Genomic DNA, 24,243 nt, shown 5'->3' with positions numbered 1-24,243 from the left:
CCCATCGCACCCACTTTAGCAGACCTTTTTGGTTCAACTTGCTATAATGGAAAAAGATTGAATAGCAAAGGTGCCCGACACGCTAAATAGAGCTGTAACCATTTAGCTCCTTTTGCGTCTATATAATTACCATTAATTTAAAGAAGCGAGTTGAACACATGAATAGTCGCAGAGCTAACCGTAACACCGTTGGACAAAACAAAAAACGAATTCTAATTTTCTTATTATCGCTGATTCTGATTGCTGCAGTCGGCATTGGCAGTTACCTCCTGATTGCACCGCCGCCGGAAACTGCTCCACCGGCAACAGCAAGTGTGAAACAGGAAGCGTTCGCAGGAAAGAGCTATTCTGGTTTTCAAGTAGAGCCTAAAGAAGTGCCTGAAGAGACGGCTCCAGCCGAAGGTACAGTGGAAGATACAAGGGAAGAAACACCGGAAGAAGAGGTTGTAGAAGAACCGGCTGAAAAACCGGTAACTGAAAACGAAGTTGTGGTTATTACACCGGAAGAGCCAGTTGAGGCGCCGGAAAAAGATCTCTCATTGATGATTGCGAATGCGAAGACGCACGTCTATACGCTTTATACCGACCTGGAGCAGGGCTCGGGCTTCCTATTCAATGAGCAGGGTGACATCTTGACCAATGCCCACGTCGTTAAAGGCGCGTCGTATGTGACACTTAAAAACAGTGATGGGCAAGAATTTAACGGTCATGTAATCGGCATCTCGGAAACGGAAGACATTGCGCTTGTGCGTGTGAAAGAACTTGCTGGCAAACAGCCGATGCCGATGGCTAGTGCTGATCCGCAAGTCGGTACGAACGTCGTAGCAATCGGATCTCCGGAAGATCAGGCCAATACCGCGACCGAAGGCGAAGTGACAGCAACAGGCGCCAGCTTTTCGGATACATTCGAATATGTGAATATGATTGAAAGTACCGCCATCCTGAAAAAAGGTTCCAGCGGCGGGCCGCTGATTGATACTGAAAACGAACAAATTCTTGGCATCAACTCAATCATCCTTGAAGACAGTCCAGGGATTGGTTACGCGATTCCGATCCATACCGTGGTCGGCCAATTGAATGAATGGGTTTCCAATCCGATTGAATATGAAGAAGAAGACGTCGTATTGCCGGATGTGAAAGATGCATACTTCGATGAGGAATTGCTCGGCAGTTTTATCCAATCTTATTACGAACTGATTGTCTATTCACTGAACGAACCTGAGTTGACGTATTATCATGCGTATTTGCTGCCGGGTAGTGAAGGGGAAACAGAGGGCGTAAAGCGCGTAATAGAACGAACAGATGCTAATAAAGTGTACAATATCAACGAGGTTCAGATAATGAATGTTGAAATTGGTGAAGAAGAATCGACGATTGAAGCGACCGCTGAATACATGTACCATGACAAAGCGACCAACGAGACATTCAGCGAAACCGAAACAACCGTCTTCACCGTGGTGATCGATGAATACGGCGATTACCAGATCAAGAGCATGGTCACTAAATAAAGTTTCAAGCCATTTTCGTCCGCGAAAATGGCTTTTTTCTATTCTCTTAAATGAAGAAAAAAGACTTTAAGTGCGGATTTGATGCTTTTCGTAGCGAAAAGCGCTTGTTCTTTTGGCAAACAGTCTTTTATCTGCGTTCAGCTGAAATTATTTACGCTCAGAAATCTTTATCTGCGTTCAGAAAAATTTACCTGCGTTCGATAAAATCTGGCATAGCCAAGTTTTCAAAACCAACAAAAAAGCACTTCAGCCCGCGGGCTGAAGTGCTTCATTCATTGATTAAAGGCGTTTGTAGCTGTGGAATTTCTTGCCCCAGTAAGGGTCGTTTACGCTTTTCACTTCAGCTTTTGATCCGCCGGCATGGACGAATTGGCCATTTCCGATGTAGATCCCAACGTGTGAGATTCCAGCTTTGTAAGTGTTAGCGAAGAAGATCAAGTCTCCAGGTACTGGATTGCTGACAGTTGTAGATTCCGCGAACTGAGTGCCAGTTGTGCGTGAAACTGATTTGCCGGCTTTTTTGAATACGTATTGGATGAAACCGCTGCAGTCAAAACCGCTTGTAGTCGTTCCGCCAAATTTATATGGAATTCCTTTAAGAGACAAGGCGATTGATACAACTTCAGAAGATGAAGCTGAGTTTGAAGCTTTTACTACTTTAGTAGAAGTTGGAGTCAATAATGTGCTAAGAACCCATCCGGCTTTGCCGTTGACTTTCACTTTGTACCAAGTTTTAGAGCCGACTTTCTTTTGGTGAGTTGCAGTAACTGTTGTGCCTTTTTTAGCCATAGTTACCACTTTATATTTAGTGCCTGCATCCAAACGGATGTTGGAGTTGTATTTTGTTTTGTATTTGCCAGTTTTAACAGTTGCTTTAGCTGCTGCAACTTGTTCAACTTCCTCGGTGTTAACTTGTGCTGTATGTGAAGACTCAATGGCTGGAGTAATAGTGTTGGAATTAAATGCTGCCTCGACATCAACAGCTGAGTTAGTAAATATCAATGAACTAGCTGCGAAAAGAGTGAAGACTAATTTTTTCATTATTTTTCTCCTAACATTCTTTGTTATCCTTGAATAGGATTTTGTTTGTTTCTTTAATCTGTTACTTACTATAAAGAGTCGAAGGTTGAATAACAACGTCAATTCGATTGCAGTTATATTACAGTTGTATAACAAAAATATTTATGGTTAATAAAACCAGTAGTATCAAGGGTTTCAGGGTTTCCACGAATTTAAGAAAAAGGTTTAAAACTAATGAAAAACGGGTTTTATATTAGGTTTCAGACTATTTTATGACTTAAAAAGACATTTACTACCTGTTTATGGGTATTAAATAAACTGTAAGATTATCATAAAAAATGGAAATCAACATTAAAAAAGTTGGGAATATGTTTAAAATACCTATACATATACCTAAATATTCAGAAATTATTACAACCAAATTATGGCATTAATTAAAAATAACGAATTATCATATAATTATTAAAAGAAATAAAATTATGATTAAATCGGTATATTTCCTACACTAATATAACGATGGAATATTTCTAATGTAATTCTTACAGCCAGCGAGCATTTATTAGCTTTCAGAAGCGCCTCTTTTTGACAAATGGGGCTTGATAAACTACCCTTAAATTATTCAGAATATTCCATTTAAATAAAGTGGGAGGGAAATGGCATGATCAAGATACTGTCCATAGACGGAGGCGGTGTTCGGGGCATTATTCCAGCCATTGTGTTAGCGGAGATAGAGAGACGGACAAGAAAGCCGATCTGCGAACTTTTCGATTTAATCGCCGGAACATCCGCCGGCGGAATTCTGGCGCTTGGGCTCGTGGTGCCGGAAGAAGGAGATGCGATTAGCTGCATCCCGAGGTATACAGCGAAAACGCTTGCGAAACTGTTCAAAAACGATGCCCATATCATTTTCGATAAATCGATTTTGTTCCGCATACCTGGCGGACGCTATGTATATAGAAGATATCCGGACGACGGTATGGAATTTGTCTTGGAAAAATATTTCAAAGACGCCATGATTTCCGAGTCGCTGACTGACGTCCTGATTCCCAGTTACGAAATTCAGCTGCGCAGTCCCGCCTTTTTCAAAAGTGCCAAAGTAAAATCAGAACAGCCGACACAAATGGATGTATTGATGAGAGATGTCGCCAGAGCGACGTCCGCGGCACCGACTTACTTTACGCCTGAAAGAATCGAGACACTTCCGGAATTGGCGTTTATCGACGGCGGTGTCTATGCCAACAACCCGGCAATGTGCGCCTATGCCGAAGCAAAGGCGATTTTTCAAGAAGAAACTGATTTTCTGGTCGTATCGCTCGGCACCGGCGAAGCCAACGCACCCATTCCGTACGAAGAAGCGGTCCACTGGGGCCATATCGGCTGGTCGCGGCGCATGCTGAACATCATCATGGATGGCAGCTCCGATTCCGTCGACTATCAATTGAAGCAAATTGTGACACCGCGAAAAGGGGAAGACCGTTATTACCGTTTCCAGACCGAACTCGGCAAAGACACCGAACCGATTGACAACTCCGACCCTTTTAATATGGAAAAACTCGAAGCGCTGGGCATCGGCATCATCCGCAACAGAGACAACCAGCTCAAACTCGACAAACTATGCGAGCAGCTGCTGGAATAACATAAAAAAGGCATTCGCAGTTTTTCTCTGCGAATGCCTTTAGATTTGATGCCGAAACTTTCCTTTTAAATGGTGAGGTTGCAATTCAAAGGGGATTGGTCGTAACTCACATCGAAAAGGTTGTAACTCGAGCCCAATTCGTCGTAACTCACGTACCAAAGGTCGCAACCCGAAAATTCCAGTATCCCAAAAGATGCATTTCGCCTAGGCGAAATGCGAAAAAGATGAATTTCTTCTATAATAAAGATCATGGCTCTACCCAAAGTGGCACAACCCATCCGCCACTCTCCCCATTAACCGGTTTAACCACACCTTCCTGAGGGGAAAGGGATAATGCGGATAGCAAGCCTTCAACCTATACATATATTTTTATCGGAAGGAGATACACAGATGGCACAACGAATTCACTACATGGACTGGCTGCGTGTAATCTCCATCTTTGTGGTGGTCGGCATCCATGTGGTGTCGAAGATCATCAATTCCGGCTCCTATACAGAATGGGAATGGCAATATGCCAATGCCATTGATTCGGCTCTGCGCTGGTGCGTGCCGGTTTTTTTCATGTTGAGCGGAGCATTGCTGCTGACCCGGAGGCCGGACGAACCGGTAGGGGAGTTTTTGAAAAAGCGGCTGGCGAAAGCGCTCATCCCGCTGGTTTTCTGGAGCGGGGTGTATACGGCTTACAATATTTTCGAGAAAGGCGAATCCTATACGATTTGGGAAATGATTAAGCTGTTCCTCAGCGATGACGTGTATTACCATCTTTGGTTTCTCTACGTCATCATCGGCTTGTATGTGATGGCGCCTTTCTTGCGAATCCTGGTCCATCATTTGTCGCAAAAAGCCTTCCTTTATTTCCTGATTTTCTGGTTCGTGTATTCCGGCGTCTTGCCGTTCGCCCCGAAATTCTTCGGGTTTGAACTGGCCATCCCGGCAGGCATGTTCGAGCCGTATATCGGCTATTTCATGCTGGGGGCTTACCTGTACTTGTATCCGTTGTCGAAAAAGAGCTTGCCGCTGCTCGGATTTTTGGCCATCATCGGCTATTTCATCACCTTTTTCGGCACATCTCTTCTGACAGAACGCCGGGGCGAATTCGACGATTTCTTCTATGAACATTACCGGCCGAATGCACTTGCCATCACGCTGTTCATCTACGTCGGATTCCAGCATCTCGCCGCAAAAATCAAACCGAACCGCTGGATTACCCGGATGAGCACCGCGACGCTTGGCATCTATGTCATCCATCCGCTCATCCAGACCTATCTTCACAAAATCTTTGGAATCAATGAAATGACCGGAACACCGATCATCGGCATCCCGCTCGTGTGGATCTTGATTTTCTTCCTGTCGTTCGCCATCATTTTGCTGTTCCAAAAAATACCGGGCGTCAAACACATCGTCCCTTAAAACCGTTCGCCTCTTCGGCGGACGGTTTTTTAATGCTTCCAAAAAATAAAACCAAATCGACACGGTTTTATACCCTCAAAAATGAAAAACTATGGTAAATTATAGTTATCAATAAATTATGAATGTTCAATAAAATTTACTATTATTCTAGAGGAGGAAAAACCTTGAAGAACCGGAAGGCCTTATTCATGATTTTCTTAATCGCCGCCTTGGTATTCAGCTCGCTGGCATTCGGTACCGCACAATCCGCCAGCAGCAAAAGCGCCAGCGTCCCGGGTTCCGAAAAAGCAGCCACCGTCCCGCAGCAATTATTGAAGCCGCAGCAGCCGAAAAAAGAAGTGCGCATCATCGTTGAACTTGAAAAAGAGCCGGCCATTGAACGAGCCACGGATAGGGGCATCCTCTACAGTGAATTGCCGAATGCCACAAAAGAAACTTTGGAAGCCGCTGTTGCAGCTCAGCAAAAGTCGGTAAAAGCCTCCGTCAGCGATGTTGCACCGAATATCAAGTACCTGCAAAGTTTTACGACAGTATTCAACGGCTTTTCCGCCACTGTCCCAGCAGGCCAAGTAGCGAAAATCGGTGATCAAGCCGGCGTCAAAGCGGTCTACGAAGCGACTGAATACCAGCAGCCGGACGTCACGCCGGAGATGAAACATTCAAAAGAACTGGTCCAGGCACAGCGCGTCTGGAACGACTACGGCTTTAAAGGGGAAGGGACGGTCGTCGGCATCATCGACACCGGCATTGACCCGACCCATAAAGACATGGTGTTGACCGACAACTCAACCGGTGAAATCACCAAAGCGGAAGTCGATGCCTTGCGTGCGGACGGCTCGGTCCCGAACGGCCAGTACTTCTCCGCGAAAGTGCCGTTCGGCTTCAATTACATGGACGCCAATAACGAAGTCCGTGATATCCGGCCGAACGCCTCGATGCACGGCATGCACGTCGCCGGAACCGTTGGCGCAAACGGCAACGAAGAAGACGGCGGCATCCGCGGCGTCGCACCCGAAACGCAGCTATTGGCCTTGAAAGTGTTCAGCAACGACCCGCTGTACGAATCAACGTACAGCGACATTTACATCAAAGCGATGGACGACGCCATTAAACTGGGCGCAGACGTCCTCAATTTATCAATCGGGGCCACTGCCGGATTCGTCGATTCGACAGATCCGGAACAGCAAGCCGTAGAGCGCGCGACCAACAACGGCATCCTCGTTGCCATTTCGGCAGGGAACGAAAATTTATTCGGCTCCGGCCACTTCAACCCGCTGGCGGAAAACCAGGATTACGGATTGACGGGCTCACCGAGTGTGTCACCCGATTCTTTTGGGGTGGCGTCTTTTGAAAACGACGTCATCACCGCCAAAAGCTTTGCTTATAAGGTAGCAGCACAAGAAACGCAGCGCGGCATTTATTTCCTGGGAAATAACGCCGATCCGGCCGGGCTGCCGCAGGACACCTATCCGGTAATGGATGCCGGGCTTGGAACGCCTGCTGATTTTACAGGGAAAGATTTCAAAGGCAAAGTGGCGCTTATTGCCCGAGGCGGCATCACGTTCGTTGAAAAAGGCTTGAACGCCCAGAAAGCAGGCGCCGTCGCCGTCATTATCTACAACAACACTGCAGGCACGGTCGCCATGCAGACCGACCCGGCCATCACGATTCCGTATATGTCGACGCTGCAATCCGTCGGTCTGGCTATGAAAGCAGGGCTGGATGCGAAACAGCAAGTGACCGTCACATTCGACGGCCAGTATTTTGAAGTGCCGAGTGAAACGGCCGGCAAAATGAGCGCCTTCACTTCCTGGGGACCGACGCCGAACCTCGATTTCAAACCAGAAGTCACAGCGCCCGGCGGCAATATTTTCTCGACTCTCAACAACAACGAATACGGCTTGATGAGCGGCACATCAATGGCCTCTCCGCATGTGGCCGGTGGAGCGGCGCTGTTGTTCCAGCGCATTGAAGAGCAGGAACTCACCGGCCGCGACCGTGTGCAGTTGGCGAAAACGCTGATGATGAATACCGCCAATCCGGTGGTGTTCTCACAAGGCCAGTTCGTCTCGCCAAGACGCCAAGGAGCGGGACTCATGCAGCTCCATGATGCACTTTCAACCCGCGTAATTGTGACTGATAAAGAAACAGGAAATGGATACGTGGCCTTGAAGGAAATCGCCGAAAATCAAATCGGCATGACGCTGACCGCTGAAAACACATCGGACCAAGCGGCCAAGTTTAACGTCACCGTCAATGTCCAAGTCGACGCTGTGACCAATGCCAACGGCAAAGTCGTCACGTCGCCGAACGAACTCGGCTCACTCAATATCACGGGAGACACAGAAATCGATGCACCGGCCACCATCACCGTTCCTGCTAACGGAACCATTGATATTCCGGTGACCGTAGATGTTTCAGGAGCAAGCGAACAGCTCCAAAGCAATTTCACCAACGGCTTCTTCGTGGACGGCTTTATCACCTTGACCGATGGCGATGAAGAAGTAACGGGCAATACCGCGCTTGCCGTTCCGTATTTCGGCTTTAGCGGCGATTGGGACGACGCCCGCATCTTTGACCGCTTCGCCTGGGATCCGAATACGTTCTACGGCCGGACGCTGCTTGCTGACCCGACCGGTAAAATTATCAACGGCAACAGCCATTCGACCGGCTACGAACCCGGACGCTTCGCCTTTTCACCGAACGGGGACGGTGTGCTGGATGCTGTGATTCCGGTCTTCTCATTGCTGCGGAACGCCAAGCAGGTTGAAGTGAATATCCTGAACGAAGCAGGCGAAAAGCTGCGGACGATCCGCTCCGATGAGGAATTGCGCAAGAACTTCTCAGCGACCGCACCCGACGTGCCGTACGTATTGAATCCGCTGTATGCCTGGGACGGCAACATCCTTGGCAAAAAAGCGGCGGACGGCAAATACCGCATTCAATTGCGGGCGGTCATCGATTATCCGGACGCTGAATGGCAATCAATCGATTTCCCGATCATCGTCGATACCGCAAAACCAGTGGCAACGGTGACATTCAATGCACAAACCAAAACTATCCAAGTGGCCGGCTTCACGGATAATCCGGGAGGCGGGGGAGCAGACCGCTGGGAAGTGTTCTTAAATAACACCGAATTGACGGAAAACACTGCAACTCCTGCAGACGAATCGCTGGCGCCAAGCGTGGCCACCTACACCGTAGCTGCTGAACTCAAGCCGGCCGACAAACTGAAAGCCGTGTTCTACGACACCGCTGGCAATAAAACCGAAGTGGCGCTGCCAACAAGCACAACAGTGGCGCCGGCAGCAGAAACGAACGAACCAGTCATTTACATCGATGCACCAGCCGTGCTGTCGACGCATAAAACCAAAACCGTCGAAGTGACCGGGCGGGTGGAAGATGCGTCGAAAGTGACGTCGCTCACCATCAATGGCCAAGTGCCAAGAGAATTCAACGGCACGGCGTTCAAACACACATTGACATTTGAAGATGGCACCCAGCACGTCACCATAAAAGCGGTCGATGAATTCGGCAACGATATGGAAATCCGCCGGCGGATCTTCGTCGACACCACCGTTCCTGCTATTGAATTGATCGATGTGCCGGAAACGATTGCGGCGGATGAAGACGAAACGGAAATCACGTTCAATGTCAAAGACAACTTCGACCAGATCCGCGTCTATTTATTCGACAGTGAAATCTACGCCCATCCAATAAGCCGGAACGATCGGGTCGAATTCAATGAAAACATCACAGAAACAATCGAAGTGCCGGCAACAGGACCCAATAATTTCACGCTAGTCGCCGAAGACTTAACAGGGAACCGGTCACAAATCACTTTCACCATCATTAAACAAGCACCTTAAGCCAAAAAAAGGAGTGCCATCAGCCCAGGCTGATGGCACTCCTTTATATATCATCCAACTTCAAGCAATTTCTGCTTCAACTCTTCCAACTCTTTTTTCCGCGCCAGATAATCCGCTTCATCGGCTTCTTCCCAAAGCTCCAGATCCGCCCCGCGGTCGATGGACTGGATCGCCAAATGGCGCACATCCTCCACCAGGCAATTGTTTTCCAGCTGCACAGCCGCCAGCCCGATATGCACCAGCGACATCACTTCAAAATCTTCCTCGGGATGGAACTCCTCCAAATACTCATCCAAAATGATCGTCGCCGCTTTTTTAGAAGACAAACCTTCTTCTATATAATCAATAAAGCCATCTTTCACATCACAAGTCGTATCATCATCAAATATCCCCGTACCCCACGCGCCCATTTCTCCACTCCTGTTTTTGTTTTTAACTAAAATTTTACATTAAATATAAATTTAATCAATAGAGAAAATAGAATTTACAGAAATTTGTCTGTCATAATTATGTGTTAACAGTGGATATACTGGAAGAAAGTTCTGTTGCTTTGTCCCATATCAAGGTAGTAAACCATCATAAAGCCATAAAAACAAGTATCTCTTTTACAAAAAACTATCCAGCGAAGGCGCGTCCAAGGGCGAAGCGAAGCTATAAGACGAGTGCATTTCTCGGCTTATGGCGGGAGCTCTGCCCAAAGCGTCCGAAGCGGAGTGTTAAAAAATCATACTTATGAAATCAACCAATAATCCCTCACCAAAATCCATCTTTGGAAACTCCAAAAATAAAATTGGTAATTATTTATTAAAAAACCATCAAACTAATAAAAAAACATGATAGAATTGAATTGTTTAAGATTTCAGATAATACATAACAATTCGAAGGAGGAAGTTGATTTTGGAAAAACACACATTTTGGAAAGTCTTCAGCAGCATAGTGGCACTCATTATGATTCTTACCCTGCTGTTCCCGTACCCGGCCGCAACACCAACAGCAGCCAACAGCCCATTTAAATCAGCCGCACAATCAGAAGGCCAGGCACATATCCGGGCAGCCATCGCCGAACAGACAAGGTTGCTGGAAAGAGGGCCGATGCTCCATCAAGACTTGCAGGGCATAGCACCTGAAAAAGAAGTCAATGTCATCGTCCACCTTTCCCAACGGCCAGTTGCGCTCGAGCAGGGAATCCAGGCATCAGAAGGAAAAGCTATTTCCCAGGCACAAGTCGGCGCAGTGAAAGCGGCCGTCGTTGCCCAGCAAACAGCTGTAAAAACGCAGATCCAGTCACAGCAGCTCTCGGTGAAGGAAGGTTATTCGTATAACACCGTCCTGAACGGCTTTTCAGCAAAAGTGAAAGCTGGGGATCTTAAAAAATTACTGGCGATCAAAGGCGTCCTCCTAATTGAACCAGACACCCGCGTCCAATTAATTCCGGTTGTCCCGAAAGAAGAGGTTCAAGCTTCTCTCAATTCAGGTGCTTCATTTCTTGGAGCCGATAAACTGTGGACGGAAGGATATGAAGGGGAAGGCGTCAAAGTAGCGGTTCTGGATACAGGGATTGACCGGGACCATCCGGAATTCAAAACGGTCTTTAAAGGCGGAAAAAACTTTGTGCCAAGTTCTAGCCAGTATACGAAGCCGCGGGCCAAAGATGACCCGTCTGAAACCAAACCATCGGAGCGTCCGGCAAATCAGCCCGCAATAGATCCGTATGGCAATAAATTTGCCACGTCTCACGGAACGCATGTAGCGGGAATCATCGCTGCAACGGGTTCCAATGATTTCGGTTTTAAAGGAATTGCACCGAAAGTTGAACTGTATATGTACCGCGTGCTTGGAGCCTACGGTTCCGGAGAGATTTCCCAAGTGATTGCGGGAATCGAAGAAGCGGTCATCCAGGATATGGATGTCATCAATTTATCGCTTAACGCTTATCAGACCTCAGAAGCGGAAGCGATGGCTTTTGCACTGAACAATGCCGTACTCAGCGGAACGCTGGCCGTATCTGCAGCGGGAAATAACGGCTTATATCGGGGATCGATTGGCACGCCGGCCACTTCGCGCCTTGGAATTGCAGTCGGCAACTCAACTTTGCCGGAAGAGCGGCATAAAGGCACTGTCAATGCAACAGCCGGCAGCTTTAAATTAGCCAAAGTCCATAACCTGATGGCTACTGCGATCAATGAAGATCCGGCAAAGCAGCTGGCGGGATCGTTCCCGGTGGTCGCTATTCCGGAAGCAGGAAAAGCCGTTGATTATGAAGGGCTGGATGTAAAAGGAAAAGTGGTGCTTGTTGCCCGGGGCAAAAACGAATATGTTGATAAAATCCGGATTGCCAAAGAAAAAGGGGCTGTGGCCATCCTGATCCATAACATCCGCAACACGCAGGAATCACCGGGGCCGAATGGCGTATTCTTCGGCGACTCGCCGGACTTTATCCCGGCATTTGACTTGTCTCAGACGGACGGAGAAGCGTTGCGCCTGGCAGTGGCAAAAGCGGCTGGCACCGTGTCTTTTGCAAATTTCACCAAGAAAGCAACAGCGGGTGACGTCATTTCCCAGACCAGCTCGAGCGGACCCTCTACGCCGAACTTTGACATTAAGCCGGATATCATCGCACCGGGCATGAACATACTGTCCGCGCTCCCGATGTATAAATCGGATTTCCCGAACGCCGATTACAGTGACGCCTATGTCCGCAATTCAGGGACGTCTATGTCGGCACCGCATGTGACCGGGATCATTGCCCTCATGAAGCAAGCGCATCCGGACTGGACAGCGTCCGATATCAAAGTCGCTTTGTCCAATACGGCGAAATTACTGGATACAGCAAAATACGATGTGTTTGCACAAGGCTCCGGCCGCGTCCAAGCATACAATGCCGTCCATCCAGCTGCCCTCGCTTACGTGCAGGACAAAGCGGTGCAAAACCAGAGCGGGACTCTAGTAGACAACATCAAAGGCTCGGTCACATTCGGGGCGCAGCCTATCAAGCAAAAGGATATTTCCGTCTCCAAGAAAATCCTGGTGAAAGATATTACCGGCAAAGGCGGCAATTACAAAGTGACGGTTGATGTGAAGAAAACAGCGGGCAATGCCAAACTGACTGTCGATAAACCGACATTTACATTGGCTGGTGAACAGCTGCTGAACGTCACATTGATTGCTTCAAAGAACGCCAATGCGGCAGTGGATGATGAAATCATTGGCTATATCCGCATTTCAAACGGCACCACGACGATCGCTTTGCCGTTTGCAGCTGATTTGAGCGGGAACCTCTTAGTCGAACTTCAGTCTCTGCAAATCTCTGAAAGAGACCTGTCATTTAATGGAGATGGCATCCATGATCAGGGAGTAATCAGCTTTACGCTGACGGGAGACCTAGCTCAGCATTCAATGGAAGTTTACACTTTGCTGCAAACCGATCCCAATGTATTTGAAGATCCTCTTGTTGGCTACATCCTTTTAGGAACTACCTTGAAAGCTGGAAAAAATAAGATTCTATTCAAAGGGAATTATCGGCCATGGAACGGAGGCCCTGAAACGATGTTACCAGACGGCTTGTACCATTTCACTTTCACAGGTACCCCGGCATCCAAAAATCCGGAGTATATTCAAGAAATGATTTCTCCGGTCTTTGTAAAAACAACGCCACCGAAAATTAGCGGTTCCATCAAGGAAGGAAAGCTGACTGGGAAAGTGATTGACAAATACATTGACTATAACGCCGAGTTAGAAAAGTACTTTCCTCCGACTAATTATGATTTGAATACTAAATTGAAAGCGTCGTACGTTATCACCCGGAACGGCGAAGCCCAAAAAGCGGTACCGTTCAAACTGGACCAAAAAGGCAATTTTAACGTCACCGTTAAAGGATTCAACGCACAAACCGACTCTGTAAAAGTCAGCGTAACAGACGCCGCTGGCAATAAAGGCCAGAAAACAATCAAGTAGATAATGGAGTGAAAGAGAGTGCAGGAATAACCCTGCACTCTCTTTGTATGGGAAAAGCAATAGTAAGGGACAGCGACCAAAAAGGGGATTTCCCATGCGCGAGGTTGTAACTTACGAGCAATTGGTTGCAACTCAAGCCGCATTGGTCGTAACTCGCAACCGATTCGTTGCAACTCACCCCGAAAAGGGTGCAACTCAAGCAAACCAGCCATAACAAACACCCCAAAGCCCCAATGACATGCTTTTCGCCGCGGCGAAAAGCGAAAAAGAAGGGCATCCCTCATTAAATACCTGCTCATTCCACTGGAGGTTGCAACTCGCCTTCAAAAGGTCGTAACTCAAAGGCAATTGGTTGCAACTCACGCCCGATTCGTCGCAACTCACCCGCAAAAGGTCGCAACTCACCAAAACAACACCTATATTATAGTAGAAACTCAACTACCCACCCCATAATAACTCCACAAAAAAGCCGGCCGCACCAACGACTGGCTCCACAAAACTATCTCATATAAACCCGCCGGACAGAATCGCCATGTGATGCCAAACCCATCTTCCGAAGCACATACCCAGCCGCATGCTTATCCTTCAAGCCGAGAAACTCCCGGCACTGGGCATTCGAAATCACAGGCGACACAAACTCGAACCAATCATCCAATGCCCGGGAATAGCCGTCCCAGACATCTGAGTGGCATTTCATACAAATATGCACGCGCTCACTTTTCCGCGCACAAACCGCTCCGCAGCTGCCGCACAGCACGCCTTTTTTCAAATCCTTCAACTGATAACGGTACACATCCTGGTAATTCATCTGGGGGGAAAGGGTATGGTGGTCAATGACAAGCTGGCCGGCGCGCGCCAGTTCTTGAGGAGGCATCGGCAGCCCGGTCCGGGGGAGGGAGGAGAGGAACCGGTTCAGCGAATAACCGTAAATCACAGGTACTTCTATCGGCGCCTTTTCAATCAGCGTCGTCGAGTACGGCAGCACAACAGCTGTATAAACAGGCAACGGAATACTAAGCCGATGGAATAAAATCTGCAACTCTTCTCGCGCATTCCACGCTTGCGTCACAGGAGAATTGTACCCGAAAAATTTGCCGTCACGTGTTTCTTGCTTCATATGAAAACTTTGTTCATCAAACGACAGCGTCCCGGAATAATTCTTCACTTCAAGCGCCACAGCAAAATGCGGAGTCAGCACCACCGTATCAATCTGGCAAAAGCGCTCATTCAGCTGCAGATCAGCGATAATGACAGGGGGTTCCAACCAGCGCATCCGCTGCAACAACTCATCAACCCGCTGCTCTCCGCCAAACCCGGCTCTCGCCTTATAGTGGTCGGAAACAATATCTTCATGTTCCATCTTTAGCCGATGCATCAACCGGGGCAGCACCTCCAGCAAAGCCGGCGCCTCACGTTCTTTCATAAACATCGCATCACTCCTTTTGCCACAGTATACCAATAACAGGATAAAAAGAATTCAATGAAAATCAACTAAATCCATCAGCCTAAGTAAAAAACTTCTCTATTTATTGACGAAAAATTGCTAGCCACAACCGACTAGCTTTCTTTCGAAAGGGTATATAAACAATAACTAATCGAGTAGGGGGAAGCCGCTATGTTTTGTTCAAATTGCGGATGCATGAACAACCTGACAGCGAAAAATTGCCTCAACTGCGGCCGGCCACTGGACCGCACCACCCGAATTAGAAAATACAAAAGACGCCAGCGCTTAAATATCTTCATCGCAGCGATCCTGTTGCTCGGCACAGGATTCGGCTCAGCCCGGATATTCTATCAGCCATTACCCGATCAGCCTTCAGCAGCAGTCGAAAACGCAACTGCCACCCAGCCGCAAACCAACCCGCCCATAAAAGAAGTGGTCACAGAAACCACAGATCCACCAGAAAATGCCCAACAATCAGCCCAGCCCGGAACCAAAGCTATAAAAGACATTATCAAAGAAACCCAGCAAAAAGTCTTTACCATCAAGACCGGTTCAGCATACGGCTCCGGTTTCTTGTTTACGGATTCCGGCGCAGTCGTCACCAGCGCCCATTTGATCATCGGCTATACCGACGTCATGGTCCGTACAGTAGAAGGTGTAGAGAAGCCGGGAACAGTCATCGGCATCTCGGAAACTTATGACATCGCGTTGATCCAAGTTGATGCTTTCGCTGGGGCAAAGCCGCTCCAAATCGAGCAAAATCCGAGTGACGTCGGAACCGAAGTCATTGCGCTCGGCAGTCCATCCGGCTTGGAAAATACCGCTGCAATCGGTTATTTGACTGGCACCGACCGAGATTTCGATCATGAATTCCTGTACAAAGACATGTACCAGATCGATGCCCAAATCGCACCGGGTTCCAGCGGCGGCCCGCTCATTGACGCTGTCACAGGTAAAGTCATCGGCATCAATTCACTCTTGTTGAACGACGGCAACGCCATCGGTTTCTCGATTCCCATGTATTCAATGAACGAACTGCTAAAAGGATGGGCAACAGAGCCGATGACGGAAAGGGAAGTGGAAGAAGTCTATGACACTTACGACGGCTTCGGCTAATAAAGATAAATTAAAACAAAAAAAGACGCTTCCACCAAGGAAGCGTCTTTAAAACTCTTCTTATTTAAGTCCAGCGGCTTTTTTCACCAACGCGTTGCGGCGTTGCTTTTTCGTGTTTTCATACTCGTTGACGACTGACTTTACATGAGACTCAGCAAGGCCATTCGCTTTCAAATCGCGCTTCATCACATCAACCACTGCGTAGAATGCGGCATCCATATTTTTTTCAAGATCTTTTGCTGCATTCGTATACTTGTTATAGTAGCTAGCGTAGTTTGGTGAAGCATCTGCTTGGTACTCTTTTTTAGCGACATTGACTAAGCCATCGATGCGTGCATTTGCTGTATCTTCGAGGCGGGTCAACGAAGTCTCGTACTTCGCTTTGATCTGAGAAACCGTCACACGTTTGGTGCCATTGTTAGATCCGTTATTGCCATTTGATCCATTAGTTGAACCATTGTTGTTGCCATTATTCGAACCGTTATTCCCGTTTGAACCGTTGTTTCCGTTATTGCCATTGTTAGATCCAGTAGTTCCGTTTGAACTCTTGCCAGAACCATTGTGATCGTTCGAGCCGTTAGTGCCGTTGGAAGAATTCCCGCCAGCAGAAGCACTAGCAGTTTGGCTTGTGTTTGCAGCAGTTGCTATAGCTGCAGCAGAACCGTTGCTGCTGGAAGAACTTGACGAGCCTTCACTTGATGAACCTGCATTGGAATCAGCTGCATCTTCAGTGTCAGCTTCTTTGTCTTCATCCGTTTCTTCGTCTTTCTCTTCAGTTACATTGCCTTCCCCGTCTACGACAATCTTGCTATCGTCAGGCAAGTCAACTTCGATTTTTTCTTTGGTCACTTCATCCACATTTTTATCTGCATTTTCGTATTCCTTGAATTCGAAAGCGTAAACCAAGTAACCCGCGACAGCCAAAAGAACAACAGTTAATCCAATTGTTATTTGTTTCCAATAATTTTTCACATTACATTCCTCCTGAATAAAATCCTTCTTTTTACATTATCATATCTTTAACATGAGAAGTACTTCTTTTTAAGCTTAATAAAATTATTACAAAAGATAAGTGCTGAACCTCTTTTTTCAATACATTAAAACAATACCATAAAAATAGAGCAAAAAGAATGTCTTTTAGTAATATTTTGTAAAATATATTCAAAGTTCGAACTATAAGACCACCCTCATTATCTTTCATCATAGGAATTCCCAAAAGTCAAATGAATTTTCAAAAAATATATGTAATATTACCCAAAAACTTTTTCCAATAAAAACCTCTATTCCCTAATTACTTCATGCTATACTATAAAAAGCATTTTACTGACAAAGGAGCCACTCATCAAATGGAAGAAACCATCTCGTTACAAGAATTATTTGCCACATTAAAAAAGAGGTTGGCCTTAATCATCGCGTTAACGGTCTTGGCAGTTCTGATTGCAGGCGTCATTAGCTACAATTTCCTGACACCCATTTACCAGACAAACACACAGATTCTCGTAAACCAGGAAAAAACGGACGCTTCCCAATTGCTGAACCAAAACATCCAAACCGATCTTCAGCTGATCAATACATACAGCGTCATCATTAAAAGCCCGGCTATCCTCGACCAAGTGTCGCAGCAGCTTGACTTAGGTCTCTCTGTAGAAGCTCTTAACCAGAAAATTACCGTCAACAACGCGGAAAATTCCCAAGTCGTCAATATTTCCGTGCAGGATCCGGATCCTGCCATTGCCGTTGATATCGCCAATACGACAGCGGCCGTGTTCCAGGAAGAAATCCAGGAATTGATGAAAGTCGACAACGTATCAATTCTGTCTCCGGCTGTATTAAAGGAAAATCCGTCACCGGTTGCGCCAAACCCGATGTTGAATATGGCAATCGCTGCTGTAGTCGGTTTAATGCTTGGAGTTGGAATTGCCTTCCTGCTTGAATACTTGGACACGAGCCTGAAAAACGAGCAGGACATTGAAGACGTACTCGGTGTGCCACTATTAGGCGTTATTTCTCCTATTAAAGAAGAAACACCGCTTCAAAACAGTTCAGGCACTCCATCGGAAAGAAAGGCGGGATGAGCATGTTCGCAAAACTAAAGAATAGAAAACAAGAAAAAAGAAAAAGACTGCAGCAAACCGCCAGGAAACTGGTGGCCCATACCCATCCGCGGTCGTTTGTCGTGGAGCAGTTCCGGACGCTCCGGACCAATATCAACTTCTCGTCACCGGACGCAGACATCCGTTCAATCGTCGTGACTTCAGCAGCGCCTGAAGAAGGCAAGTCCACCGCAGCAGCGAACTTGGCAGTCGTTTTTGCACAAGAAGGAAAGAAAGTCTTATTGATAGATGGCGATATGCGCAAACCGACAACGCACCATACTTTCCATATGGACAACATCATCGGCTTATCTAACGTCTTGACTCGCCAGGCGAAAATTGAAGACGCTGCCCGTCCCACGGAAGTGGAGCGGCTCGACCTGTTAACATGCGGGCCGATTCCGCCAAACCCGGCAGAACTGCTGGGTTCCCAGCAGATGACCAATATGATGGAACAGCTGAAAAGCATGTATGACTTGGTCATCTTTGACGCTCCTCCGGTCCTATCTGTAGCCGACGGCCAAATTCTTGCCAATAAATGCGAAGGCACGATTCTGGTCGTCAACTCAGGAAAGACAGAAAAAGAACAGGCAGCGAAAGCGAAAGAAGCGATCGCTTCTTCCAATAGCCGGATCATCGGCGCAGTATTGAACAACTTCGTTCCGCCAAAAGACAGCTACTACTACCAATACTACGGCTCAGAAAAGTAAAAAGGTTTTCCTTTTTGCTTTTTTCTTGGGAAATTATCTATAAGATGTACTGAACAGTCATCCATTTATATGCCGCTTCGGCCGCTTTGGGCATGGCTCACACTATAAGCCGAGAAGTACACTCGTCTTATAGCTCCGCCTAGCCCGTGGACGCGTCTGCGCTAGAGGAACTTTTTGGAAAAGAGAAGAAAAATGAGATGGTTTTTGGTGTTTGCATACTTAGATATGAAGAAAAGTAAAATCTCGATAGCAAGGAGGAAGAAGCATGATCGACACTCACTCACATATCCTGGCAGGCATTGACGACGGGGCAGAAACGATGGAAGAAACCAAACAGCTGCTGGATAAAGCCTTGGAAGAAGGGCTGACAGGCATCATCGCGACACCGCATGCCCACCATCCGAGCTATCCCACTGACATAAACGAAATCAAAAAGCAGCTGGCCATTACCAAAGACTATATAACCGAACAGAACCTCCCGATTGAAATCTACAGCGGCAACGAATGCCGGTTATCCGATAAGCTGCCGGAACGGCTAGCTCAAGGAAAAGCGTTAACGCTCGCTGATTCCCGCTACGTATTGCTCGAACTGCCGTCATCGGGTGTCCCGGCCTATACCGTACAGATCATTCAGCAGCTCATCGCCGACAATTACGTGCCAATCATTGCCCACGTCGAGCGCAACCAAGGAATCATTGAAAAGCCAGAACGGCTGGAACAGTTATTGGTCCATGGGGCATTGGCTCAAGTGACTGCAGGTTCCCTTGTCGGCGGTTTTGGCAAAGCCATACAACGAACCGCTTTCTCGCTAATCGAAGCCAACTTGATCCATGTATACGGATCGGACGTTCACAACATGTCGAAAAGACCGTTTTTGTTTAAAGAAGGGCTCGCCACACTGGAGAAAAAGAAGCACCACGAACTGATTGAAATCCTGCTTGCCAATAACGAATGCATCATCCACGACAAGCCGATGACCATCCTGGAACCTTTGAAGATTCAAAAAGGAAAATGGTGGAATTTATTTTTATAAATTTGCAATAAAAGTATAAAAATGATAATAAAAGCCTATCATTTCCAAATAATAGTATGTTAGAATTAGAACAGAATTTTCCATCCTGTGAGTATTTTAGGAGGAGCTAAGGAAAAAGTAGTATTCAGGAAAGGGCTGACCCGTTTTGTCATTAAAAAACCGGATTTCTCTATTAATTCTGGTCGATTCATTAATTGTGTTCTTTTCAATTTTTGTCGGCTACTTCCTGTTGCATCCGTGGACCAACCCATTTGAGGTCAAGTTTTTGCTGGTGAGTGCGCTGACGATTTTCGTTGCTCATCATGCATTCGCGCTCGCTTATGGTTTGTACCGGAAAGTATGGGAATACGCATCAATTGGAGAACTGACGTCCATCTTTAAAGCAGTAACTTTTTCAATCATTGCAGTTGGGGCTGCACAGTTTCTTGCAAAAGGAGATATTCTACTCAGAGCTTTAGCCATCACGTGGATGCTGCATTTATTGCTGATTGGAGGATCACGTCTTTCGTGGCGTTTGTTCCGGGACATCCTGATGGGCAAAAAAACACAGGACCAGAAACGGACGATGATTGTCGGGGCAGGGCAGGCAGGAAATTTGGTAGCGAGACAGCTCTTGAATAATAGAGACCGAGGCTTGCTGCCAGTTGCATTTCTTGACGACGATATCAAAAAGCAAGGCCTTGAAATTTACGGAATCCGGGTTATGGGCAGTACCGAAGCAATAAAAGAATATGCGAAAGACAATGACATTGAACATATCATCGTCGCCATTCCATCACTTGGGAAAAGAGAAGCGGCTGAACTGATCAAAATGGCGGTCGATACAGGAATCCGGACCCAGACCATTCCGCTCATTGAAGATATCATGACAGGCAAGCTATCTGTCACAGATATCCAAGACGTGAAAATTGAAGATTTGCTTGGCCGCGACGAAGTACAGCTCGATATGAATAAAATCAAAGATCAGTTGACTGGCAAGACAGTATTAGTGACAGGAGCAGGCGGTTCGATCGGTTCTGAAATTTGCCGGCAGATTGCACGCTTTGGTCCCAAGAAGCTTTTGCTTCTTGGACACGGAGAAAACTCGATTTACACAATCGACATGGAACTTCGTAAGAAAATTGATCCGGCCACAGAACTGATTCCGATTATTGCAGATGTACAAGATTATGAACGCATCATGGATATCATGACCTTGCATCGTCCCGATGTCGTATACCATGCCGCAGCCCATAAACACGTGCCGTTGATGGAAGGCAACCCGACAGAAGCGGTCAAAAACAATATCTACGGCACGAAAAACGTCGCTCAGGCTGCGCATATTTCAGGCGTAGAGAGTTTCGTCATGATTTCCACGGATAAAGCCGTTAACCCACCGAACGTCATGGGGGCAAGCAAACGATTTGCCGAAATGATTGTACAGAACCTAGCGAAGCGCAGCGACACGAAGTTTGTTGCTGTCCGATTTGGAAATGTGCTCGGTTCTCGTGGATCGGTCATTCCATTGTTTAAGAGCCAAATAGCAGTGGGCGGTCCGATTACGGTAACCGATCCAGAGATGACGCGTTACTTCATGACGATTCCAGAAGCATCTCGTTTAGTAATTCAAGCAGGTTCTCTAGCAAGAGGCGGGGAAGTATTCGTTCTTGATATGGGGGAACCTGTTAAGATTGTTGATCTTGCGAAGAACTTGATTCGGTTATCTGGTTATACAGAAGATGAGATTGAGATTAAGTATTCGGGGATTCGGCCAGGGGAGAAGTTGTTTGAAGAGTTGTTGAATGAAGATGAAATCCAAAACAAGCAAGTTTTTCCGAAGATTTATATTGGGAAAGCGAATCCGGCTAGTGAGATGGAATTGTTATATGTGCTGGAGAAGTTGCCTGAGATGACGAATGAAGAGATTAAAGGGACTTTGGTTACTTTAGCAAACAGAAAAAATGTGGAAGTTTCTAGAACATTATTAAAGAGCGTATAAATATTTAAGTAATGAAAGTTACATTCTTAACCGATAAAAAATTATAGAATATTTTATATCATTATTTAGGTTACCATCTATTCATTTTCTGCTCATTATAATAATTTCGAAAAATTATGAGAAGAGATTAAAAAATTAAAAGTTGAAAAGGTGTAAGGTGGATTTTATGTTTAAAAATGGTAAAAAACATGCTTTTTTTATTGAATTAATAACATTAATCGTCTTAAGAAGTATATTAATATTTATTAAATTTAATTCTCATTTTTCCTATATAATAAAAAAACTAAAAAAAATTTATGTTCGAATATATTTACCCATTTCTAAAAGTTAACATGAATGTTAATGAGATAAAATTTTTACATTATTATAAATAATTCTTACACCAAAGTTTATTGAAAGTTATTACTATCAATAGATATTGAGTATGAATTGAACAGAGTAGGTGCTAACTTAGATGATAGAAAGAAAAGATATATTAATGATTACCCATTTTAATACATTACCGGGTGAAAATGGAAATAGCAGATTTAATTTTATAGCGAATTTATTGGCAACCAATCATAATGTGGAAGTAGTGACAACAAACTTCTCCCATGGAACTAAAAGATTTAGAGAACTAAATAATATTCTATTTCAAAAGCAAAAATACAAAATTACCTTTGTAAATGAATTAGGATATAAAAAAAATGTTTCTCCAATGAGATTAATAAGTCATTATTACTTCGGTAAAAATTTGAAGATATTTTTATCGTCCAGGAAAAAACCAAGCGTTATTTATTGTTCAGTACCATCGTTGGATGCTGGATATATAGCAGCCTCATTTGCAAAAGAAAATGACATAAAATTTATAATTGATATTCAAGATTTGTGGCCTGAGGCATTCAAAATAGTACTTAAATTCCCAATTATCGGTAAACACATTTTTGGAAATATGATTAAAAAAGCAAATTTTATTTATGAAAATGCAGATGAAATTATTGGGGTTTCACAAACCTATATAGAAAGAGCACTTTCTATAAATCAGAAATGTAAAGAAGGACTTAGTGCATTTTTGGGTACTGATCTTGTGTATTTTGATAGTATAGCTAAGAATATTTATTCTGAAAAAAAGAATGAAGAATTTTGGCTCGTATATATTGGAACATTAGGACATAATTATGATTTGAAATCAGTTATTGAAGCAATGAACATTGTAAAAAAACAGGGATATCATAAGATGAAACTAAAAATAATTGGCAATGGTCCGTTAAAAAAAACTTTTGTTAATTATTCAAAAGAGCTTCAAATCAATTGTGATTTTATAGATAGGTTACCCTATGAAAAAATGATTGAGATCTTAGTCCAATGTGATGTGGCTGTTAACCCAATAACTAAAGGAGCTGCAGGAAGTATTATTAATAAAGTAGGCGATTATGCGGCTGCTGGATTACCAGTATTAAATACTCAAGAATCTCACGAATATATGAATTTATTGAATGAGTATAATGCAGGTTATAACTGTCGTAATAGCGATTCAAAAGATTTGTCAGAAAAAATTATTAAACTTTATGAAAATCCGGAAATAAAAGAAGAGCAAGGAAAAAATAATAGACGTTTGGCAGAAGATAAGTTTGATAGAAATAAAACTTACAGCGCATTAGTGACTAAGGTGGTTAACGCATAAAATGAACATAAAAGTTTTAGTATCTACAATGAATAATACGGATCCATTAGAGTTATATAATAATATGAATCTTAATACTAGTGCAGTAATTGTAAATCAATGTAACAGAGAAGACATTATTCACTATAAGAGCAATCAAAACTCTATAGAATATATCAATAGTATAGATAGAGGTTTAAGTAAGAGTAGAAATAAAGCTTTGGAACATGCTTGTATAGATGATATTTGTATGATAGCAGATGATGATATGACCTATGTGAATGATTATAGCCATATTGTAGAAAAAGCATTCAGAGATCATCAAGAATATGATGTATTGGTTTTTCAAGTAGAAGGAATAAATGATACGTTTAAAAAATACTCTAAAAATGCTCGACAGATAGGTTATTTAACATCGTTAAAAATTTCTTCAGTAGAAATGGCAATTAAAGTTAAAAGCATAAAAGAACATAATATTAAGTTTAATGAATTGTTCGGCGCAGGTGCAGAATATAAAATGGGAGAAGAAAATATCTTCTTGTTCAAATGTATAAATAAAGGCTTAAAAATTAAGTATCTTCCTTTAAAAATTGCTGATTTGTATATAGGTGATTCAACTTGGTTTAGTGGGTTTAATAAAAAATATTTTTTTGACAAGGGTGCAGTTTTTTACGAAATGACAAAAAAAATGAATTTTTTATTAATATTACAGTTTGCAATAAGGAAGTATAAAGTTTATAGAAAAAATATTTCTTTTTGTGAAGCGATGAAATCTATGAATAACGGTAAAAACGAATATATACGTGCATTAAATAAGAAGTAACGGAGGA

The 24,243-nt window shown here is 44.8% G+C and carries 16 protein-coding genes; 12 read left to right on the top strand and 4 right to left on the bottom strand.

Going from position 1 to position 24,243, the window contains the following annotated elements; translation table 11 throughout:
- The first annotated feature begins 158 nt into the window (after window positions 1-158).
- Window positions 159-1,508, top strand: a complete 1,350-nt coding sequence (locus QWY16_RS15225) for a S1C family serine protease (protein WP_300990075.1) — start codon at window positions 159-161, stop codon at window positions 1,506-1,508.
- Window positions 1,509-1,787: 279 nt separating this feature from the next.
- On the opposite strand, the gene QWY16_RS15220 is transcribed toward QWY16_RS15225, so the two are convergent.
- Window positions 1,788-2,549, bottom strand: coding sequence for a C40 family peptidase (locus tag QWY16_RS15220; RefSeq protein WP_300990074.1), 762 nt, complete (start codon window positions 2,547-2,549; stop codon window positions 1,788-1,790).
- 637 nt (window positions 2,550-3,186) lie between these two features.
- Between QWY16_RS15220 and QWY16_RS15215 the strand changes: the two genes are divergently transcribed.
- From QWY16_RS15215 to QWY16_RS15205, 3 genes are all read left to right on the top strand, one after another.
- Window positions 3,187-4,164 carry a patatin-like phospholipase family protein gene (locus tag QWY16_RS15215; protein WP_300990073.1) on the top strand — a complete coding sequence of 326 codons (978 nt, stop codon included), beginning with the start codon at window positions 3,187-3,189 and terminating at the stop codon, window positions 4,162-4,164.
- 390 nt (window positions 4,165-4,554) lie between these two features.
- A complete protein-coding gene (locus tag QWY16_RS15210; RefSeq protein ID WP_300990072.1) occupies window positions 4,555-5,574 on the top strand; it encodes an acyltransferase in 1,020 nt (339 codons plus the stop codon).
- A gap of 164 nt (window positions 5,575-5,738) precedes the next feature.
- Complete coding sequence (locus QWY16_RS15205; protein WP_300990071.1) at window positions 5,739-9,443, top strand: S8 family serine peptidase; 3,705 nt, start codon at window positions 5,739-5,741, stop codon at window positions 9,441-9,443.
- A gap of 50 nt (window positions 9,444-9,493) precedes the next feature.
- Here the strand turns inward: QWY16_RS15205 and QWY16_RS15200 are convergent, their stop codons facing one another.
- Window positions 9,494-9,853: a MarR family transcriptional regulator gene (locus tag QWY16_RS15200; RefSeq protein ID WP_300990069.1), complete on the bottom strand. Its 360-nt coding sequence runs from the start codon at window positions 9,851-9,853 to the stop codon at window positions 9,494-9,496.
- 487 nt (window positions 9,854-10,340) lie between these two features.
- Here QWY16_RS15200 and QWY16_RS15195 point away from each other — a divergent pair, with 487 nt between their 5' ends.
- The gene (locus QWY16_RS15195; protein ID WP_300990068.1) at window positions 10,341-13,397 is read left to right on the top strand and encodes a S8 family serine peptidase; all 3,057 of its coding nucleotides are present in this window, start codon (window positions 10,341-10,343) and stop codon (window positions 13,395-13,397) included.
- Between the two features lie 499 nt (window positions 13,398-13,896).
- Here QWY16_RS15195 and QWY16_RS15190 read toward each other — a convergent pair whose 3' ends face one another.
- Window positions 13,897-14,826, bottom strand: a complete 930-nt coding sequence (locus QWY16_RS15190) for a nuclease-related domain-containing protein (protein ID WP_300990067.1) — start codon at window positions 14,824-14,826, stop codon at window positions 13,897-13,899.
- 186 nt (window positions 14,827-15,012) lie between these two features.
- Here QWY16_RS15190 and QWY16_RS15185 point away from each other — a divergent pair, with 186 nt between their 5' ends.
- Window positions 15,013-15,957, top strand: a complete 945-nt coding sequence (locus tag QWY16_RS15185) for a trypsin-like peptidase domain-containing protein (RefSeq protein ID WP_300990066.1) — start codon at window positions 15,013-15,015, stop codon at window positions 15,955-15,957.
- 60 nt (window positions 15,958-16,017) lie between these two features.
- On the opposite strand, the gene QWY16_RS15180 is transcribed toward QWY16_RS15185, so the two are convergent.
- Window positions 16,018-16,929 carry a hypothetical protein gene (locus tag QWY16_RS15180; protein WP_300990065.1) on the bottom strand — a complete coding sequence of 304 codons (912 nt, stop codon included), beginning with the start codon at window positions 16,927-16,929 and terminating at the stop codon, window positions 16,018-16,020.
- Between the two features lie 374 nt (window positions 16,930-17,303).
- On the opposite strand from QWY16_RS15180, the gene QWY16_RS15175 reads away from it, so the two are divergent.
- From QWY16_RS15175 to QWY16_RS15150, 6 genes are all read left to right on the top strand, one after another.
- A complete protein-coding gene (locus QWY16_RS15175) occupies window positions 17,304-18,032 on the top strand; it encodes a YveK family protein (protein WP_300990064.1) in 729 nt (242 codons plus the stop codon).
- 2 nt (window positions 18,033-18,034) lie between these two features.
- Window positions 18,035-18,760 (top strand): CpsD/CapB family tyrosine-protein kinase, encoded by a 726-nt coding sequence (locus tag QWY16_RS15170; RefSeq protein WP_300990063.1) that lies wholly within the window; start codon window positions 18,035-18,037, stop codon window positions 18,758-18,760.
- A 265-nt stretch (window positions 18,761-19,025) separates the two neighbouring features.
- Window positions 19,026-19,793 (top strand): tyrosine-protein phosphatase, encoded by a 768-nt coding sequence (locus QWY16_RS15165; RefSeq protein ID WP_300990062.1) that lies wholly within the window; start codon window positions 19,026-19,028, stop codon window positions 19,791-19,793.
- A 145-nt stretch (window positions 19,794-19,938) separates the two neighbouring features.
- Window positions 19,939-21,771 (top strand): nucleoside-diphosphate sugar epimerase/dehydratase, encoded by a 1,833-nt coding sequence (locus QWY16_RS15160; RefSeq protein ID WP_300990061.1) that lies wholly within the window; start codon window positions 19,939-19,941, stop codon window positions 21,769-21,771.
- 454 nt (window positions 21,772-22,225) lie between these two features.
- On the top strand, window positions 22,226-23,434 hold the full coding sequence (locus QWY16_RS15155; protein WP_300990060.1) for a glycosyltransferase family 4 protein: 1,209 nt from the start codon (window positions 22,226-22,228) through the stop codon (window positions 23,432-23,434).
- A gap of 1 nt (window position 23,435) precedes the next feature.
- A complete protein-coding gene (locus tag QWY16_RS15150; protein ID WP_300990059.1) occupies window positions 23,436-24,236 on the top strand; it encodes a glycosyltransferase family A protein in 801 nt (266 codons plus the stop codon).
- Window positions 24,237-24,243 lie beyond the last annotated feature (7 nt).

This window comes from Planococcus shenhongbingii, assembly GCF_030413635.1.
In the GTDB taxonomy this organism is placed as follows: domain Bacteria; phylum Bacillota; class Bacilli; order Bacillales_A; family Planococcaceae; genus Planococcus; species Planococcus shenhongbingii.
Note: the sequence above shows the minus strand (reverse complement) of the source record. Positions and strands in the feature narration are given on the sequence as shown.